At 35.8% G+C, this 18980-nt stretch carries 18 protein-coding genes and 1 other RNA gene; 15 read left to right on the top strand and 4 right to left on the bottom strand.

All coding sequences use genetic code 11. The annotated features are described in order from the left end of the window. Positions 1 to 19: 19 nt before the first annotated feature. A complete protein-coding gene (gene recU, locus MKY26_RS08865; protein WP_095372797.1) occupies positions 20 to 640 on the bottom strand; it encodes a Holliday junction resolvase RecU in 621 nt (206 codons plus the stop codon). A gap of 319 nt (positions 641 to 959) precedes the next feature. On the opposite strand from recU, the gene MKY26_RS08860 reads away from it, so the two are divergent. Continuing rightward, entirely contained in the window at positions 960 to 1220 is a 261-nt protein-coding gene (locus MKY26_RS08860) for a hypothetical protein (protein WP_307313076.1), read from the top strand. Positions 1221 to 1298: 78 nt separating this feature from the next. Next, positions 1299 to 1664, top strand: coding sequence for a DUF1798 family protein (locus MKY26_RS08855; RefSeq protein WP_341095818.1), 366 nt, complete (start codon positions 1299 to 1301; stop codon positions 1662 to 1664). A 178-nt stretch (positions 1665 to 1842) separates the two neighbouring features. On the opposite strand, the gene MKY26_RS08850 is transcribed toward MKY26_RS08855, so the two are convergent. After that, positions 1843 to 2055 carry a YppF family protein gene (locus MKY26_RS08850; RefSeq protein WP_095372800.1) on the bottom strand — a complete coding sequence of 71 codons (213 nt, stop codon included), beginning with the start codon at positions 2053 to 2055 and terminating at the stop codon, positions 1843 to 1845. A gap of 298 nt (positions 2056 to 2353) precedes the next feature. Here MKY26_RS08850 and MKY26_RS08845 point away from each other — a divergent pair, with 298 nt between their 5' ends. The 3 genes from MKY26_RS08845 (at position 2354) to MKY26_RS08835 (ending at position 6470) form a co-directional block, all read left to right on the top strand. Continuing rightward, positions 2354 to 2929, top strand: a complete 576-nt coding sequence (locus MKY26_RS08845; RefSeq protein ID WP_233435226.1) for a YppG family protein — start codon at positions 2354 to 2356, stop codon at positions 2927 to 2929. A gap of 363 nt (positions 2930 to 3292) precedes the next feature. Continuing rightward, positions 3293 to 4159 carry an ABC transporter permease subunit gene (locus MKY26_RS08840; protein WP_307313084.1) on the top strand — a complete coding sequence of 289 codons (867 nt, stop codon included), beginning with the start codon at positions 3293 to 3295 and terminating at the stop codon, positions 4157 to 4159. After that, positions 4152 to 6470 (top strand): ABC transporter permease, encoded by a 2319-nt coding sequence (locus tag MKY26_RS08835; RefSeq protein WP_341095807.1) that lies wholly within the window; start codon positions 4152 to 4154, stop codon positions 6468 to 6470. The genes MKY26_RS08840 and MKY26_RS08835 overlap by 8 nt, the downstream gene beginning before the upstream one ends. Before the next feature lie 28 nt (positions 6471 to 6498). Here the strand turns inward: MKY26_RS08835 and MKY26_RS08830 are convergent, their stop codons facing one another. Then, positions 6499 to 6945: an Hsp20/alpha crystallin family protein gene (locus MKY26_RS08830; RefSeq protein ID WP_095372803.1), complete on the bottom strand. Its 447-nt coding sequence runs from the start codon at positions 6943 to 6945 to the stop codon at positions 6499 to 6501. A gap of 173 nt (positions 6946 to 7118) precedes the next feature. Between MKY26_RS08830 and MKY26_RS08825 the strand changes: the two genes are divergently transcribed. Continuing rightward, a complete protein-coding gene (locus MKY26_RS08825; RefSeq protein WP_328197624.1) occupies positions 7119 to 9383 on the top strand; it encodes a DEAD/DEAH box helicase in 2265 nt (754 codons plus the stop codon). A gap of 16 nt (positions 9384 to 9399) precedes the next feature. Then, entirely contained in the window at positions 9400 to 10656 is a 1257-nt protein-coding gene (locus tag MKY26_RS08820) for a ribonuclease H-like domain-containing protein (protein ID WP_341056092.1), read from the top strand. 22 nt (positions 10657 to 10678) lie between these two features. Here the strand turns inward: MKY26_RS08820 and MKY26_RS08815 are convergent, their stop codons facing one another. Next, positions 10679 to 11092 (bottom strand): VOC family protein, encoded by a 414-nt coding sequence (locus tag MKY26_RS08815; protein WP_095372806.1) that lies wholly within the window; start codon positions 11090 to 11092, stop codon positions 10679 to 10681. A gap of 443 nt (positions 11093 to 11535) precedes the next feature. Here MKY26_RS08815 and MKY26_RS08810 point away from each other — a divergent pair, with 443 nt between their 5' ends. From MKY26_RS08810 to MKY26_RS08775, 8 genes are all read left to right on the top strand, one after another. Further along, a complete protein-coding gene (locus MKY26_RS08810; RefSeq protein ID WP_095372807.1) occupies positions 11536 to 11787 on the top strand; it encodes a CotD family spore coat protein in 252 nt (83 codons plus the stop codon). Between the two features lie 409 nt (positions 11788 to 12196). After that, a complete protein-coding gene (locus MKY26_RS08805) occupies positions 12197 to 12760 on the top strand; it encodes a DUF1273 domain-containing protein (protein ID WP_340975371.1) in 564 nt (187 codons plus the stop codon). 86 nt (positions 12761 to 12846) lie between these two features. Next, positions 12847 to 13155, top strand: a complete 309-nt coding sequence (gpsB, locus tag MKY26_RS08800) for a cell division regulator GpsB (protein WP_095372809.1) — start codon at positions 12847 to 12849, stop codon at positions 13153 to 13155. 77 nt (positions 13156 to 13232) lie between these two features. Next, positions 13233 to 13620, top strand: an RNA gene (gene rnpB / locus MKY26_RS08795) — RNase P RNA component class B. Between the two features lie 166 nt (positions 13621 to 13786). Beyond that, positions 13787 to 14935: a THUMP domain-containing class I SAM-dependent RNA methyltransferase gene (locus MKY26_RS08790; protein ID WP_285840841.1), complete on the top strand. Its 1149-nt coding sequence runs from the start codon at positions 13787 to 13789 to the stop codon at positions 14933 to 14935. Between the two features lie 108 nt (positions 14936 to 15043). Continuing rightward, the gene (locus MKY26_RS08785; protein ID WP_157733946.1) at positions 15044 to 15211 is read left to right on the top strand and encodes a hypothetical protein; all 168 of its coding nucleotides are present in this window, start codon (positions 15044 to 15046) and stop codon (positions 15209 to 15211) included. 98 nt (positions 15212 to 15309) lie between these two features. After that, the gene (locus tag MKY26_RS08780; protein ID WP_328197633.1) at positions 15310 to 17241 is read left to right on the top strand and encodes an ATP-dependent DNA helicase; all 1932 of its coding nucleotides are present in this window, start codon (positions 15310 to 15312) and stop codon (positions 17239 to 17241) included. A 218-nt stretch (positions 17242 to 17459) separates the two neighbouring features. After that, positions 17460 to 18980, top strand: coding sequence for a carboxypeptidase M32 (locus tag MKY26_RS08775; protein WP_095372811.1), 1521 nt, complete (start codon positions 17460 to 17462; stop codon positions 18978 to 18980).

The raw sequence follows: 18980 nt of genomic DNA, 5'->3' as shown, positions 1-18980 counted from the left end.
TTCCTTTCTATCTCAAACCTTATGTTGAGCTATCAAGCTGATAAATGTTATCTAATATCTTAATATAATCAATTCTTGGTTGAAAGCCAAGTATTATGCGATGCCCTTTTTCTCTCACTTCATCCTTTGTCATCGATTTCCTTCCACCATTTTCCATACGTTCCCAAAAAACGAGTAATTCCTTAGCCTCTAGTAAAAATAACTCGTCAGTTGTCGAAAAGCGTAAAATGACAAAGCAAATGCCCCTTTGTTTAATGATGTTCCTCATATGTTCAATTTGATGTAAATGGAAGTTATTAAAAGGAAATGAAGTAGTGTTTTTAGTTTCCTTTGCTTCGAAATCAATATACTTACCCTTATAAATGCCGTTATAGTCAGTTGTGGATGCCTGTTTAAAGTATGCTTCTTTAATAACGGCTGCACTTCTTGCAGGATAATCCACTTGAACAATCTGTACTGGTGTTGGTTTCTTGTGTATGACCGCGATCCCTCTATCTAAGTAATATTGGTTGCTGTCGTTAATATCGTCCTCCAATGTCATACCTCTTTTACCATATGACGGATTCTTGCGTTTACTTTTTTCTAATGTGCTTTTTTCTGCAGGTACGTATTTCCTCCCGTTCGGGTAATGAAATGCCATAGACTTCACCTCACAAACTATACCTTATCATACCAGAAGCAAGATGTAATCGGGTGGTCAAAAAGCACTAATCCAACAAGGTGTACTTGTTTTGTAATATTTGACGTAATAGAAGGCAAAAATGTTTCATTTTCTTTTCAGTGTTGCCGTTTAGTCATATTTTCAAACGTTTATTCATATGCTGTCGAAAGAAGGTCATTATATAAAAAATCCTTCTTTCTTTGCCGAATCAGTTCTAGTTTTGTCAATCGCAAAGGAGAAAGAAATAGGAAAGCGAATGTACATTATATCAAAGACGCGACCTTAAAGGAGGCATGACTTGTCAATGAAACCCAATATGACAGAAAAACAAGAATTGTTACTCATGCTAGAGGATATCTATAATCAATTGGAGGCTTTAGAGACAGCTGTGCAAAAGAATCTACAACAATTAAAGTTCAATCAACAAGAAGAACAAATAGAAAAAGTAGAAGCGTGTCATGAAAAGTTAGAGGAATTAGAAAAGTTTCCGATGGACGAGCTTCATCAACAAGATACGACGGATTCACATTTTGTGAAATACAAACTTGGTTATCGCTAATCATTTACGAGTAGTATAGTCGTAAGCTACAATAAGGTTAGCTCATCTATGATTTTTACAGAATGACTGGAGATGAACATGATGAACAAGCTAGCCAAACACTCAAAAGAGATGTTAATGCATTTGGAATGGATAGAGAAGCGCTATATAGATGGTAGAAAAGAAAATAAAAAAGCGGATTTTTTCGGCGAAGTTAAGCCGTATGCAGACAAGGTGAAACAAGAGTTGGATGTATGGAAGGAAGAAGCACTTCATTTTTTACAGTCCAAAGCAACAAAGAAGCTGTGGCCGATGCAAATTAATTCCGCCTATGACCAAATTGAAACATGCTCCATTCAAGCCTTTTACCCTGAAACAAGTAAATCGAGATTTACAAATCAATTGCAGTCTGCAAAATATGTTGTTGAGACGTTGTTAAGAATCGTAGAAGAAAGTGAAATGTGAACAAGCCTAAGACAGAGGATTTAAAGCTCCTAACTTCGGGCGAATGAAATAATTGAGCGACTTTTTCTTACACAGAATGAGTGGAAAGGGAGAGCCAGCTTCAGTATAAATTATAGAAGGAAAAAGGAGTCACTAAAAAAGTGACTCCTTTTTCCTTCTGAGTTATGAATGTTTTTTCCTATTTCATAGTAATTAGGGATCCGTCTTTAAAAAAACTTTCAGGAATGACAGCACCTAATGATTCTAATTCACGAACAAGATTTCGATAATCCAAAATGGAAATTTCATTGTGGATATAAGCTCGTTTAGAGAAATCTAGTAGTTGGTTCGCGTGATCTGGCTTAACTTCCTTCACTTGTTGAAACTTCTGCTTTAGCTCGTGAATATTCATTTGAATCTTCCTCCCCCAAATAATGAAATAATCTTAAAAGGATACTCATCCAATCATGCGATGAAATATGAAGTTTTAAAGAAATGTAGGAAAAAACAAATCTTTAAATTTATAGTAACACGAAATAAATAGATTGTTTATTTTTCAAAAATTTAAACTTCCGACAAAGTTCAACAATTAATGACAGATTGAAAAGTAAGGATATCTTTTCTAAAATGGAAATATTATTGAGGATAATCACCTAATTCGCCTATTCATCATACAGTATAATGATGATGAATAAGGAGGATGTTTGCCCATGTTTGGCCGTAAAAGAAATGAGAAAAGTAAACGAAATATGCCTGTTGCATGGAGCTTTAATCCATATTATGCACCTTACCAATCTAATATGTCCTACCCTGCTGAAATAAGACAACTGCCGGTAATGCAGTCCGTTCCACACCCAATAATGAATGGACAACAACAGCCATTATGGAATCAATCTCAAATGAATTATGCTTACACGAATAATTATCCCTATCAGACAATTCCATATGGGAATATGTATCCACCTCAACATGATGTAAATAATCACCAACCAAACTACCCTTTACAGGATAGTCCGAATTATTTTCACAATCCACTCGAGCCCAATGAACAGCCGGTAAATAAATCTTATAATATGCAAAGCCAATATAACACCATGAACCCTTATCCAAAACAATCTTTTGTTGCGAAACAACCTAGTAATGTTCAATCGATTATGAATAGCTTTAAGTCACAAGATGGTTCACTTGATTTTAATAAGATGATGGATACAGCGGGACAAATGATGAATGCTGTAAACCAAGTCTCGTCAATGGTAAAAGGGGTCGGTGGTTTCTTTAAGGTGTAGGGTTTAAATACTAAAAAGAGGATCATAAGGTTCATTGATGAATAAGTAAACGGCAATGTTCTTTAAGGTGGCAATTATTAATTGGATTAATGCAGACATATACTTACTTTGGCCATGTGACCGCAAAAAATCACATGGCTTTTTATGATGACTTGTTTCAGACATGTCATCATAAAAAAGAGGTAATACAAAGTAATATTTGGCCGCCCTTTTTTCTTCCATTTGAAAGGCTATTTAATAAATATAAATCTGAATGAAAAGTCCTGTATTCGGAAATGGGGGAATTATCAAAAAAATATTGACAATAATGTAGGAAAGATGAAAAATAGTTAGCATGACGAAAGAAGCAGAAGGGGGAAAGAAATGGTTCGTTATATCCAGCAAATGATTATCGTCATCTTTCTTATTTTATTTCTAGCAACTTTACCATCAATCGTTTTAGTTAACCCTACTAATGGTACGGTTAGTTTGAATTTTGCTCAATTTCCATCAATGGTAGGAAATTTCTTTAAAGAGTTGAGCACCGGCAGCTTAGGTACATATTATGTAGGGATGGAGCAAAGGTCGATTGCTTCAGAAATTGGAGATAATTTTTTCACTTCCTTTTATATTGTTTTTGTGGGTGTATTACTTTCAATTCTATTAAGTTTATTATTCGGTATTTTCTTAAGTCGATTTTACTTAACAAAAATTTTCCGTGTCATGATGAATATTATCTCAACCATTCCAGATTTTATTTTTATTATTTTTGCTCTACTCTTTGCGGTGAATATTTATAAATGGACGGGCTTTAGAGTCGTCTCCTTTTTACCGAATGGAGGTGCATTGAATATTTGGTTCCCGATGGTTCTTGTTGCGATTGCTCCTTCTATTTATCTATTTAAATTGATTTCTGAGAGGTACTTTTTAATAGCTGGAGAAGATTATATTCGTACAGCTGTAGCAAAAGGCTTGAAAGTTGATCGTATTAATTTTCAGCATGTGTATAAAAATATTGAGCCGTTTCTCGTAGCTGATTTGGTGAAAGTTTTATCCCTTGCCATCGGTAATTTATTTATTGTGGAATATTTGCTCAACGTGTCAGGTCTAACCAAGTTTGTTTTTCAAAGTTTTGGTGATCCTCAGCCTATTGCCATCGGGCTATTTGGCATGCTATTCATTTCTCTACTTGTCTTTGTAGTTATTAGACTTTTACTTTATTTATTTAAACGAGGGTTTATTTATGAATAAGATATATAATCGAAATTACGCATTGTATTTAGGTATAGTTAGTGTAACGATTGTCTTATTTTTTACGGTATTTGGTCCGAAAATAGCACCACACTCCATCTTCATGGCCTTAGAGGTGAAGTATATTGATGGCGATGTCATTTCACCACCATTAAAACCATTTGAATCAATGGCTTACCCTTTAGGGACTGATCGGTGGGGGTACGATTTATTATCAATGATACTTTATGGTTTGCGATATACGGTGTGGATTGCCATTGCAGTTGCTACGATAAAGATGATAATCGGTACAGTACTGGGGATGTTTATTGGTACATGGAAAAAAATACCGTCTTTCATTATCGCTTTTGAAGGAGCTTGGAGTTATGTACCTGCATTTTTAATTTTATATTTCTGCTTGTTGCCTATTAATTTTGGTTCTATATTGGAAACGCCTATTCTTATAGCATATTTCATCGTTATTGCCTCACTTATTGGTACTCCTAGTATCGTATCTTCTGTTCGGCAAAAAACAGCTGAAATTTATAAAAGAGATTTTGTTTTGGCATCAATGACTCTTGGTGCAAAGAGGTGGAGGCTGTTATGGCGTAACGTGTTTCCCCAATTAAAAGAATCTTTACTTGTGATGTTCACAATGGAAATTGTTTATGTGATTACAATCATGGGACAGTTAGCTTTATTAAATATTTTTATCGGTGGAACGATTGTTAGAAATGATCCTGTTATCTATTTATCGGTTACAAAAGAATTATCTGGTCTTGTTGGACAAGCGAGAGAGAATTTGATGGGCAATCAATATATTTTAATGGTGCCACTTATCATTTTGTTAATAACCACGATATCTTTTAGCTTATTAACCGCGGGGTTAAAAAATAAATTCCAAACAGATTATGCTAGAATGCCTTGGATCAAAACTGGAATTAAACCAAAAGGGAGACCAACACGAAAAAGATTAGGAGAAAAGCGATTTTTAAACTTTAGTTTACATAAAGTAGGTTTTGCTATCCTTTTACTATTATTTGTTTTAGGTGGTATATTTGTTAATCAATATAGTGATTCGAAAATTGGTGTAACAAATGAAAATAAAGGAGACTATTCTTTAGAGCTTTCCATGGAAAGTGCAAATGAGTTTACAGTGAAAGAAGAAGTGTCAGTTAAGAACGAATCAGAAGATAAATGGAAAGAGCTCATTTTTTTTGCACCGAGAAATTTAGCTCAATTAAAACTGAATGAAATCATTGTAAACCAGGAAAATCTACCATATGAAATAAAGGATGACGTTTATTACATTACGTTACCTAAAAAATGGCAAGGCGAGAGTCAATTTGATGTGCAATTTAACTATAGAATGAGAGGAATAGAGGATGCTGATATTTTCCAAGACTGGTATTTTACCTTAGCACCATATAAAAACGGAAGATGGGCAGAAGCGACAAAAGATAATCCATATATTCATCATCATCATGCATTATTGTCTTCATTTAAAGTGAGTTATGACCTTCAACCAGGATATACATTTATATCTTCTGCTATTGAGAATGACAAGGAAGAGGTTTCCATCGATGATGTGAAGAATTTCTCCTTTTCTATTGTATCTGATAATTGGGAGAAAAGTGGAAGGATTACACAAAAGGATACGCAGGTTAGCTTTTTGCATCAATCTTCATCACGGAAGGACTTAGCTGAAGAAGAGATCATGGCAGTTTTTGATTATTTTGAAGAGGCGATAGCACCTCTACCATTTAAGCAAGCAGATATTTTTATTAGCGATTCCTTGGAAACTGAGAGTGTGCCTGGTATGGTCATGCTGAATCCAGAAGAAGCTCGGAATCCATATATATTAGCTAAAGAGGTGGCTGCTCTCTATTATGCATCGGCTATCAGTCAGGATCCTCAAAATGATAGCTGGATTGGATCGGGTCTATCGCATTTAGCTGCTTATCAATACGGCGTTGATCAAGGTGAGGAAAGTAAGCAACAGGCTTTGGCTTACTTACAAGAAGAATTAGGGGCATTAGAAAAGCATGTGAATGGAAGCCAAGTATCCAATACCAATATCAATGAGGTTGAACATGAAGCCATATTAAATGCACAACCTGCTTGGGAAATAATCGAATTAATCGAAGAACATTACGCTTATAGAGGGATTAGTCCCGAAGAAGTAGGTGAGAAATATTTATCTTCCTTTTACGAACAGTTTGCCGGAAGAGAAGTAGATACTGAAATTTTCCTTCAGTTTACACGAGACTACTTCAGTGTACCTTCAGGAGCTTTTAATCAGTGGTTAAATACAGAAGCAAGTAGAAAATAGATTTACTACTTGCTTTACAGTCATTATATTATTGTAAGCTGATCCTTTTACCTTTTGGTTTAGGCACTTTTACGATGAGTAAGCCATTTGTGTGAGAAGCTTGAATGGTGCTTTCATCGATAATAAAAGGTAAAGGGATCGTCCTAGTTGATTGTTGGAATGCCTGTTTTTTTTGATATATTTGTTGTAAGTCATCTTCACTTGTCTCAATATCGAGTCGGTGAATCGTAATTTTAATATAATTATTAATGGCATTCAATTCAATTTGTTCACGGTTTATGCCTGGTAGTTCCGCTTTTATAATATAATCATCGGCGTTTTCATTTACTTCTACATGAAAAGAAGTAGCGAAAGGAAACGGATTTTTAAAAAAGTCGTCCATTGTCTGCATGAAGTTTTTTACAGGTTTATCATGAAAAAACTGATTCATGGATTTCATTAAATCTCCGAACGGCTCCTTTCTTTTTTCACTCATGTAACTCCCTCCCAAATAAATCAAACATTCCTTTTATTCTATGCACTCGATAAAGTTTGGGTGATTTTAAAACTCAAATAGGCTAGATGGAATAATATTCTAATAAATAAATCGTAAAAAAACCTTTTTCTGCGAACGTTTATTCGCTAGAATAAAGTGATGAGGTGAAGAACGTGAAGGTGAAAAAGAATTTACAAGAACTGATTAAAGAGCTCAAACAATCCGATAAATTTGGAGAACAAATAACGTATTGGCATACATTGGAAGAGAAGGAAGCGCAAGTAGCGGATATGCCGATTGGACTAGATCCTCATTTAATGAGCGCCTTAGAAAAAAGAGGAATATCCCGTCTGTATACTCATCAGCGCTCAAGTTACGATGCCGTTATGGCTCATCAGTCCATTGTTGCTGTTACACCAACAGCGTCGGGAAAGACCTTATGTTACAATTTGCCAGTATTGCAGACTATCATAAATAATCCACAAGCAAGGGCCTTATATTTATTTCCTACAAAAGCACTTGCTCAGGATCAGAAAATGGAAATCAATGAATTGATTGAAGAGTCATCTCTTTCCGTTAATAGCTATACATATGATGGTGACACGCCTTCAAATATTAGACAAAAAGTGAGAAGAGCTGGCCATATTGTTATGACTAATCCGGACATGCTTCATTCAGCAATTCTTCCACATCATACGAAATGGGTATCATTATTTGAAAATCTTCGTTTTATTATTATTGATGAATTACATATTTATCGCGGTGTATTTGGTTCTCATGTAGCCAATGTTCTACGGAGGTTATTAAGAATCTGTGAGTTTTATGGAAGTAAACCCGTTTTTATATGCACTTCTGCGACTATTGCCAATCCCCTTGAACTTGCAGAGGAGCTAACAGAAACAAATATGAAATTAATTGACAATAATGGTGCGCCGAGCGGCCGTAAACATTTTGTGTTTTATAATCCACCGCTTGTCAATAAGCCATTAAATATAAGGAGAAGTGCGACACTCGAGGTAAGAAGGCTAGCAAGTGAAATGCTAATGAACAAAGTACAAACGATTATTTTTGCTAAAAGCCGTGTGAGAGTGGAAGTATTACTTAAGTATTTACAAGAGCTAGTCAAGCATAAGATTGGACCGAAAGCAATCAGAGGTTATCGTGGCGGTTACCTTCCATCTGAGAGAAGATCGATTGAAAAGGGTTTGCGTCATGGAGAGATATATGGAGTTGTCAGTACAAACGCACTCGAACTTGGCGTCGATATTGGTCAGCTGCAAGTTTGTATTATGACTGGTTATCCAGGGACAATTTCTAGTTCTTGGCAGCAAGCTGGTAGAGCTGGGCGTAGACATAGTGAATCACTCGTTATTATGGTTGCTAGCTCAAACCCATTAGATCAATATATCATTGATCATCCTGATTATTTCTTTAAACGAAATCCAGAAACAGCAAGAATCAATCCAGATAACTTAATCATTCTCATTGATCATATTAAATGTGCTGCCTATGAATTGCCTTTTAAGAAAGGAGAGTCATTTGGTCGCTTTGAAACTGAAGAAGTATTAGAATATTTATCTGAAGAACAGGTACTGCACGAAAATCTAGACAAGTATTATTGGATGAATGATTCTTTTCCAGCTCATAATGTCAGTTTACGGTCCGCATCGCAAGAGAATGTTGTCATAATCGATCAATCAGATGTGGCGAATGTGAAGGTGATTGGTGAGATGGACCGTTTTTCTGCGATGACATTGTTACATGATGAAGCCATCTATCTCCACCAAGGTACTCAATTTCAAGTTGAGTATTTAGATTGGGAAGAGAAAAAAGCTTTTGTACGAGAAGTGGCAGTCGATTATTATACAGACGCCAACTTAGCCGTCGAATTAAAAGTATTAGAGGAAGATAAAACAAAGCGAATAGGAAACGAACAGATTGGCTATGGTGATGTGAGTGTAACGGCAATGGCAACGATATTCAAAAAAATTAAATTTGATACGCATGATAACATCGGCTCTGGACCCATTTCTTTACCAGAAGAAGAATTGCATACAAGTGCTACGTGGGTGACCTTTTTTGCAGAAGGATTGATGTTCGGAAAAGAACGACTGGAGCAAGGTTTAATAGGTGCCGCTCATGCCCTTAAAGCAATCGTGCCATTATTCGTTATGTGTGATCAGACGGATGTTCATGTCGTTCCGCAAGTAAAAGCTATTCATAATGAAAAACCAACATTATTTTTCTACGATAAATACCCTGGCGGTGTAGGATTAAGTGAGAAAGTCTACGATGAAATTGATCAACTAATAAGAGAAGCCATCTCAATGATTGAGAGATGCCCTTGTGACTCAGGTTGTCCTTCTTGTATTGGAACAGATCTTTCTTCTGAGACGGCTAAAGGTGATGTGTTAAAGTTATTTCAAACATGGCTATAAGGAGTAGGTGAGAAGTGTGTCATTAAAAAATAAATTGAATCGTTTACAATCACATATGTCTCATACTACCGAAAAAAAAGTAGAAGTAGAGCAGAAATCCCCATCCGTTTTCCCTTTCCAAGACGTATGGCAACAACACCATGTTTCTCCTTATCATGATATAGAAGGTAGTACTTGTCTCATTAGAGAAATTCATTATCCCTTAGATTACTTACATGGAAATTACCGCTTTCAAGAATTATATAAGGTCATTGAAAAATGGAACGAAACTACCGAGAGTCACCCATTAACAGCGAGAGGCCATCAAGCAGAGGATTTGTTCTTTTTTGATACTGAAACGACAGGGCTTGGAGGTGGAGTAGGCAATACGATTTTCTTATTAGGGTATGCGAGCGTGAGTCGAAAAGGCGTCACATTAAAACAACATATATTACCTGACCCTGGAGGAGAAATCGCTCTATATAAAAGCTTCTTAGAATCAATTGATTATACAACCATGGTGACCTATAACGGTAAAGCGTTTGATTGGCCCCAGTTACAAACACGGCATACATTAATTCGAGAACATTTACCCAAACTACCGCCATTCGGTCATTTTGATTTATATCATGCTTCAAGAAGGTTATGGAAACATAAACTTGAGCGGACGAAGTTATCTATTGTTGAAAGAGAAGTATTAGGAGTAAAAAGAGAGGATGATATCCCAGGTTATCTTGCGCCGATGATTTACTTTGATTATTTAGATACTAAAAACCCTGAAGGCATGCTAGGTATAATGAAACATAATGAAATAGACATCCTCTCACTGATCACATTATATATCCACTTGTCTAACCAATTACTAGGGTTAGATAAAGAGCAAACCACAAGAGAAGCCTATGAGACAGCAAGGTGGTTTAGCTCTATTGGTGAAATCAAAAAAGCGCAAGAGGGGTATGAAGAATTAGCACAAATGAATGATGTGGCAGGTATAAAAGCGAAACATCAGCTGGCTTGGCAGTTAAAAAAGAAAAAGCAATGGGTTAAAGCAGCAGAGTTATGGCAGATGGTTTCCTCTGATGGTGATGACCAAGAAAAATTTAGTGCATGTGTTGAATTGGCAAAAATATATGAACACAGGCTGCCTGATCTCATGAGAGCGATACAATATACAGATAAGGCGTTAAAGCAAATTGAAACGAAAGAGAAATATAAAAAGCATAAAGAGAGTCTGTATAAACGGCGTGAAAGACTCTTAAGGAAATTACAGAAAAGGATCCACCAGGATGAGTAATTGTCCCGGTGGAAAGCTTTGTTTATATACCTGAAGTATTCATTAAAATGACTCCCCAGCCATCAGGGTCTGCAAATGTGAAACCCTTCTCCTCCCAGTACGGGTTCTCTGGTAAAACAGAGTGGTATCCCAAGCTATGCAACCTATTTTTTATTTCTAGGATTTCTGATAATTGAGGAATATAAAAAACTAATAGGTCTTCTTTTGTAGGTGAAGGAACAGGCTGTCCAGATTCGTGTTGGATTATTTCTAAGTGATAACTAGCATTTGGTAAACCAATCATTATACCTTGATATCCACTATGACCTTGGAAAGACCCTATCTTTTGTAACCCTAAACCGCTGCAATAAAACCGTTCTATTTCTGTTAGTTGATTTGTCGGACGTGCGACTCTTACTTGAGCAACAGCTGCGCCGTTTGACCATATCTTTGTCATTGGAAAACCTCCATTTCTTTCTTCAATCCTATTATAGAAAGAGGAAAGGTTCTTTGCCGACAGATTGCTGTCTGAAATTTTATAAGACTTTAGACTTACTTCGTTTGCGACATTCGGATTTGTATTTGTAAAAAAACACCACTAAAAAGGACAACTTTCTTAGTTGTTTTATAAGATATTTCCTTGTACAATATTCCGTGTATGAAATGAATGCTAATTGCGAGGATGATATTTAAATGTACAGAGCTATTTTATATATTTTCTTTTTTGTCGTTATTATTACAGCCGTGTTTATGACCACGATGAAGGATAGTTTTTATAGTTTACTATTTATATAATGAAATAATTTGGGTGCGATTATAGGTGAATTTCTCAGGGCAGATTTCCTAACTTCTCATAGAATGAAAAAAAGGTTTTTTTATCGATTGAGAGGAGAGATTTTTATGCACCAATTTCCACCTAAACCAAATGACTTGCAACCGATTGTTCATCCAACTAATCATCATGTTAACCATGTTTATGAGACCATCATTATTCCACATTTTCATCCCAGTCATACGACAACAGTGAAACATATTAATTATCAGCATGTACATTTCAATCATCCTTCTTCAGAAGTACCGGCTTTACATGGGCAAGTACCGTATCGCCCTTTGCCAGTTCATCCTTTCAACAGAAGGTTTAGAAGATATTGAACATGAATCACTAAAGGGCTCATAATATTGTATGGGTCCTTTTTTAATTATTCACTAATAGCGTGAGAAAAAGAATATACAACATGTATTTGAAGGGCATATTATGATTGAATTTCGGTTTGCTATCCGAACTTTCTCAATAATGAGCAAAGTGAGGAAAGAAAGCTGAGAAACTTGCTCGTAAATATACGATTAATGTAGGAATAAAAATAAAGCTGGTTTAAAAAGTTCACTTATTAGAAAAGATTGGTTCGACATATAAGGGAAGAGAAACTCTATCATTTCCAGGTATCATCACGTTAAAACTAAAGATATCTTGTCCTCTCTTTATAATCTTTCGATTTAAATAAGGGAATATGTTAAAATTAGGCTAATAAGTATTTGAAATAGACGCAAGGAGAAGTTAAAATTGGTAAAAGTAACCACTGTATCAGGTTATAAGCCTTTCGAATTAGGAATTTTTAAAAAAGATGAACAAGCAGTGACGTATATTAAAAGAGCCATAAAAAAACAATTGCTTTCATTACTTGATGAAGGATTAGAGTGGGTGCTCATTAGTGGACAGCTTGGAACGGAGCTATGGGCTGCAGAGGTCGTGTACGAGTTGCAGGAGGAAGGATTTGAACACTTACAGTTAGGTGTGATTACGCCTTTTTTAAATGTAGAGGGGAATTGGAAAGAAGATAATAAGGAATGGTATGAATCAATTGTAGCAAGTGCTGATTATGTTGATGCAGTTTCGCGTAAGCCTTATGAAAATCCTAATCAATTTAAAATGAAAAACATTTTTCATCTATCGAAGAGTGATTGTCTTATCCTTTTTTATGATACGGAAAAAGAAGGGTCTCCCAAATATTTATTTGAAGAGGCACTTAATTATCAAAATAAAAAAAATTACTCCATACATCAAATCTCGTTTTATGATATACAATTAATAGTAGAAGAAGATCAAATGACCCAAGATGGATTTTAACGCGTGAAACCGATAAATTAAATTGACAAAAGTGTTGTTATTTGAAAAAATAAAGAATACTATTGGCGATACTAGAGGTGAGTATAATGCTATCTGATAAAGTAAAATTAACGAGTAAGGATATATTAGAAAAAGAATTTAAAACCGCCATGAGAGGCTACAAACCTGAAGATGTAGATAAGTTTTTAGATTTAATTATTAAAGATTATGAAACCTTCCACACTGAAATTGAAGAATTACAACATGAAAACTTGAAATTAAGAAAAGAACTTGAGGAGTCTAATAATAAAAGACCTCAAGCAGCTTCTCAACCAGCTGGTACAACAAATTTTGATATCCTTAAAAGGTTATCAAATTTAGAGAAGCATGTATTTGGGAGTAAATTGTACGATTAATTAAACATTAGTGACTTTCAAAAAAGCCCTTGCTATTCATAAGAATATTACATATAATATTCGTTGTATCATTAATAACGTTCGGGTAATCGCTGCAATTTTTTAAATTGTAGAGGAAAGTCCATGCTCACACAGGCTGAGATGCCAGTAGTGTTCGTGCCTGGCGAAGACATAAGCTAGGGCAACTTTAACAGTTGACGGCAGGGAAAATACCTAAGTCTTTTTAAAGATAGGGTATGAATACCTATAAAAGTGCCACAGTGACGAAGTCTTCTCAGAAATGAGAAGAGTGGAACGAGGTAAACCCCGCGAGTGAGAAACCCAAATTATGGTAGGGGCACTTTCCTAAAGGAAATGAACTGATAGGAAGGACAGGCGTATTCGTCTGTAGATAGATGATTACCACTATGTACGAGGCAATACATTGCCGTTTGTAGTACGTAGAACAAAACATGGCTTACAGAACGGAATTAATGTAAAAAAAGAAATTATAGGCTCTCCTATTATAAGGAGAGCTTTTCTTTCAATTAAAGAATAGAAATCAGTTAATTAGGTGTACTTTAATAAACGAAATTATATGCTTAGACTTAATAAACTTGCTGTTAAGCGAGACCGAATAAGAGATAAAAGGATGAACGTTGTGTCTAAATTTCAATTGATTGCCACCTCTGCAATGGGGCTAGAGGCACTTGTAGCCAAGGAAGTTCGTGCGCTTGGCTATGAATGTCAAGTTGATAATGGAAAAATCACTTTTGAAGGTGATGCGCATGCGATTGCACGAAGCAATATGTGGTTAAGAACTGCTGATCGTATCAAAATCAAAGTGGGAGAATTTAAAGCAAAAACTTTTGATGAATTATTTGAGAAAACAAAGGCTTTACCATGGGAAGCATTTCTTCCGGAAAATGCAGAGTTTCCTGTTTCGGGTAAATCCGTTAAGTCCAAACTATTCAGTGTTCCTGATTGTCAAGGAATTGTAAAAAAAGCGATTGTCGAACGATTGAGGCATCATTATAAAACAAATGGTTGGTTAGATGAGAATGGCCCATTGTACAAGATTGAAGTGGCTCTTCTTAAGGATGTAGCAACAATAACAATCGATACGAGTGGAAGTGGATTGCATAAAAGAGGTTATCGAACTGGACAAGGTGAAGCGCCAATAAAGGAAACTTTAGCAGCTTCACTGATCATGCTTACTAATTGGCATCCAGACAAACCATTTGTCGATCCTTTTTGCGGGTCAGGAACGATACCTATTGAAGCTGCTTTAATAGGTCAGAATATCGCTCCTGGTTTTAACAGAGAATTTGTTTCAGAAGGTTGGGGCATTATCCCTACTAAAGTTTGGGATGAGGTAAGAATGGAAGCGGAAGATCTTGCTAATTATGATCAACCACTAGACATTACTGGAACGGATATCGATCATCGAATGGTGAAAATTGCTGAAGAGAATGCTTTTGAAGCGGGACTTGGCGATCTTGTGCAATTTAAACAGATGCAAGTACGTGATTTTACAACAACAAAGGACTACGGTGTCATTGTAGGAAATCCGCCATATGGTGAGCGGTTAGGTGATAAACCAGCAGTCCAAAGAATGTATAAAGAAATGGGTGAAGCTTTGTCTTTACTTGATACATGGTCTATTTATATCCTTACTTCTGATGAAGAATTTGAACAAGTGTTTGGAAAACCTGCAACAAAGAAAAGAAAACTTTTTAATGGGTTTATTAAAACAGACTACTATCAATATTGGGGCAAGCGACCTCCACGCAATAATTAATGGACTCTCCATGAGATTTATGATTGTATTTCTCTTTTTAAAGCAGGTATATGATGCCATAAAAGTGAATAGAATACATATATCGAATGGTTCATGGAGGTCATGATAATGAAAGATACGCAAATTGATTTTCACAAAATAATGCAAGCAATTGATGGATCTATACAAGCGATATCAACAGATCAAATGAAAGATAGTGATGCACTAAAAAAATTGCAATCTGCCCAACAAGAAATTAGGCATGCATTATCGTATTCATTATCAAAAATAAATTAAAGAGATAGTAATCGCTTATCGAAACCTTGTATGATTGAGGGGTTTCGACTTTTTTTTGCTACAATAGGGTTCATAAAAGAAGAAAACGGGGGAACGTCATGCAACAGAGTCAGATGCCGTTTACGGTTGAAAAAACAGAATCATTCTACGAGAAACTTGGGGATTGGATTGGTGATGTATTCTATGATCTACTTCCAGAGAGTGGATTTGATATACGCGATGAACAAATTTATATGGCCTTCCAATTAGAAAATGCGATGAAAGATCGAAAGGTCGTATTTGCTGAAGCAGGAGTGGGAACAGGAAAAACCATAGTCTATTTATTATATGCCCTTTGTTACGCGCGGTACCGCCACCAGCCTGCGATTATTGCTTGTGCTGATGAAACGTTAATTGAACAGTTAGTAAAGCCAGAAGGAGATATTGCCAAGTTAGAGAAAGCTTTAAATTTAAATATCGATGTTCGTTTAGCTAAATCAAGAGAGCAATATTTATGTTTGAATAAGCTGGATAAACAGCTAGCATCGATTGATAGTGATGATATCTTTATGGATGTACACGAAAGCCTCCCATCTTTTGTTGAGGAAAATGTCTCGATGAAAAAGTTTACTCCTTATGGTGATCGCAAAAGCTATCCGGAGCTGACTGATGATCAATGGGAGCAGATTGGTTGGGACTCTTTGCAAGATTGTTTCACTTGTGAAAAACGTCACCGTTGTGGACAAACATTGCATCGAGACCATTATCGCCAATCAACAGACATCATTATTTGCTCGCATGATTTTTATATGGAACATATTTGGACAAAGGAATCAAGGAAGCGAGAAGGACAGCTACCACTATTGCCAGAAGCTTCAAGTGTTGTCTTTGATGAAGGACATTTGTTAGAATATGCTGCTCAAAAAGCTTTAACTTATCGACTAACTGAACAAATTTTAGAGTCTTTATTAACGAGATTAATGGCGAACGATGTACGTGAAAAAACATTGCATACAATTGAAGATACAATTTACCAAAGTGAAATGTTCTTTCGCATACTATCACAAACGACTGAGAAAATTACAGGCTCTGAAAAACAAATGATTAAACGAGAGAAAGCTTTAATAGACGAGGCGAAAAAACTATTTGCCCATATTAGTCAGCTAGAAGAAGAACTCGTGTTTGAGAGTGAAATGTATGTCATTAATGAATACGAACTAAAGGTTGTTGAAGAGTATCTTGAGCAGATATCCTATTCTTTATCACTATTTATTAAAGACCAAAGTGGTATCGCCTGGTTTGAAGAAGAAAAAGAAGAAAGAACATTGATCATTATGCCGAGATTGGTAGAAGAAATTATGAGAGAGGAAGTATTCTCTCAGAACATTCCTTTTATCTTTTCATCAGCAACTTTATCTGAAGACCAATCGTTTAACTATATTGCGAAAAGCTTAGGTGTGGATGATTTTCTTTCCTTCACAGTAGAATCACCATTTGATTACGAAAATAATATGACTGCCTTGGCACCATTCTTTGAGACAGGCGACCATCAACAAAAAATGGATTATATGATTGCGCAATTAAATAAAGTGCAAGGTGGTAGTTTACTTCTTTTTTCAAAGAAAGAAGAGTTAGCATTGTTTAAAGACTATGCAGAAGGAAAACTTACCTACCCGATTTATTTTGAAGGTGAAGCAGAAATCAGTACACTCGTTTCAAAATTCCAAAATGAAGAGCAGTCCATTCTTGCGTCGGTTCATTTATGGGAAGGGCTGGATATTCCTGGTGCATCGCTTGAAAATGTCTTTATCTATTCATTACCTTTTCCACCTAATGACCCAGTGTTCCAATCAAAAAGAGAACAAACAAGTAAGGCTTTTGAAGAGGTGGACATGCCTTATATGTTGTTGCGCATGAGACAAGGAATTGGCCGTCTTATTCGTACAAATGAGGATCATGGTACAGTGCATATATTACTAGAAGATGATCAACCTGGAGATGTGAAAGATAAAGTGTTTAAAATACTTCCTGTGGAAGTGAATATACGGTAAAAATGAAAAAGGAGAGACTTGTCTGGTCTCTCTTTTTTTGATTCTACTGGTTGATTTTTATTATATATGAATAGTTTTTTTCTTAAAATTAAGCGAAAAAACAAATGGTTAATTGAGAATGAAGCGCTGTTAGGCCAATATAGTGATATTAAACAACAAGTTTTATAGAAAGGAATATGCTAAAATAAACCTAGAAATAAGAAGGGGGAAAGACGAAGATGAATGCGACGATGTTAAGCATTGAAAAAGAGTTTTTAGCGTTTGTTAAAAAAATGATGGCTTATAAAGAGGCTGTTTCACTCATGTACTGGGATTTAAGAACCGGTGCGCCGAGAAAAGGTGCCGAGCAACGATCTGAAACGATCAGTATGTTATCTTCTGAATTATTTGCAATGTCAACGAGCGAGGAGATGGCAGCATACATAGGAAAACTAAGTAATAAAGAGGCAAAAGAGAGTCTTTCAGAACGGACAAATAGATTGGTAGAAGAATGTAAGAAAGAGTATGACTTAAACAAGAAAATACCTGCAGATGAATATAAAGAATATGTTACAATTCAAGCACATGCAGAAACGATTTGGGAAGAAGCGCGAGAAAAGTCTGATTTCGCAATGTTTTTACCCTATTTAGAAAAACTTGTGTATTATAATAAACGTTTTATCGGTTACTGGGGATATAAAGAACATAAATACGATACATTATTAGATCAATATGAACCAGGGATGACAGTAAAAACCTTAGATGAAGTGTTTGGTAAGTTACGTCAATCGATTGTTCCATTAGTGAAAGACATCGCTGACTCACTGAATAAACCAAGTACAGATTTCCTTTATGATACTTTCCCGAAGGCAAAACAAAAGGAATTCACACTGCAAATTCTTGATCAAATGGGTTATGATTTTGATGCAGGTCGTCTAGATGATACGGTACATCCATTCGCCACTGGTATTAATCCTGGAGATGTCCGTATTACAACGAGATATGACGAGAATGATTTTCGCATGGCTGTATTTGGTACGATTCATGAAGGTGGACACGCCATATATGAGCAAAATATTTCTAAGGAGTTGGTAGATACACTTCTTTGTGATGGCGCATCAATGGGAATCCATGAATCGCAATCACTGTTTTACGAAAATTTTGTTAGTCGTCATCAAGGGTTCTGGGAACATAATTTTGAACTGCTCAATCAATATGCCCCAGACCAATTTGACCGCATTACCTTAGATGAATTTTATCGTGCAATTAATGAATCTAAGCCATCTTTGATTCGTATTGAGGCGGATGAATTAACCTACCCACTTCATATTATGATTCGCTATGAATTAGAAAAGGCAATATTTAATGATGAAATAGAAGTGAAGGATTTACCACAGCTATGGAATGAAAAATATGAAGAATATTTAGGGGTTACCCCTAAAACTGATGCTGAGGGTGTGTTGCAGGACGTTCATTGGGCAGGCGGAAGCTTTGGATATTTCCCATCTTACGCGTTAGGCTATATGTACGCAGCACAATTAAAACAAAGTATGTTGAAGAGTATACCTGAGTTTGATCAATTATTAGAAGAGGGCAATCTTACCCCTATTAGAGAGTGGTTAACTGAGAATGTCCATCGCTACGGGCGTATGAAAGAGCCATTAGAAATCATTCAATCAGCAACTGGAGAAGGCTTAAATGTACAATATCTTATTGATTATTTAACAGATAAGTATCGTGCAATTTATCAACTAAACTAG

Origin of the sequence: Cytobacillus sp. FSL R7-0680, assembly GCF_038009245.1 — a bacterium.
Taxonomy (GTDB): domain Bacteria; phylum Bacillota; class Bacilli; order Bacillales; family Cytobacillaceae; genus Cytobacillus; species Cytobacillus kochii.
Note: the sequence above shows the minus strand (reverse complement) of the source record. Positions and strands in the feature narration are given on the sequence as shown.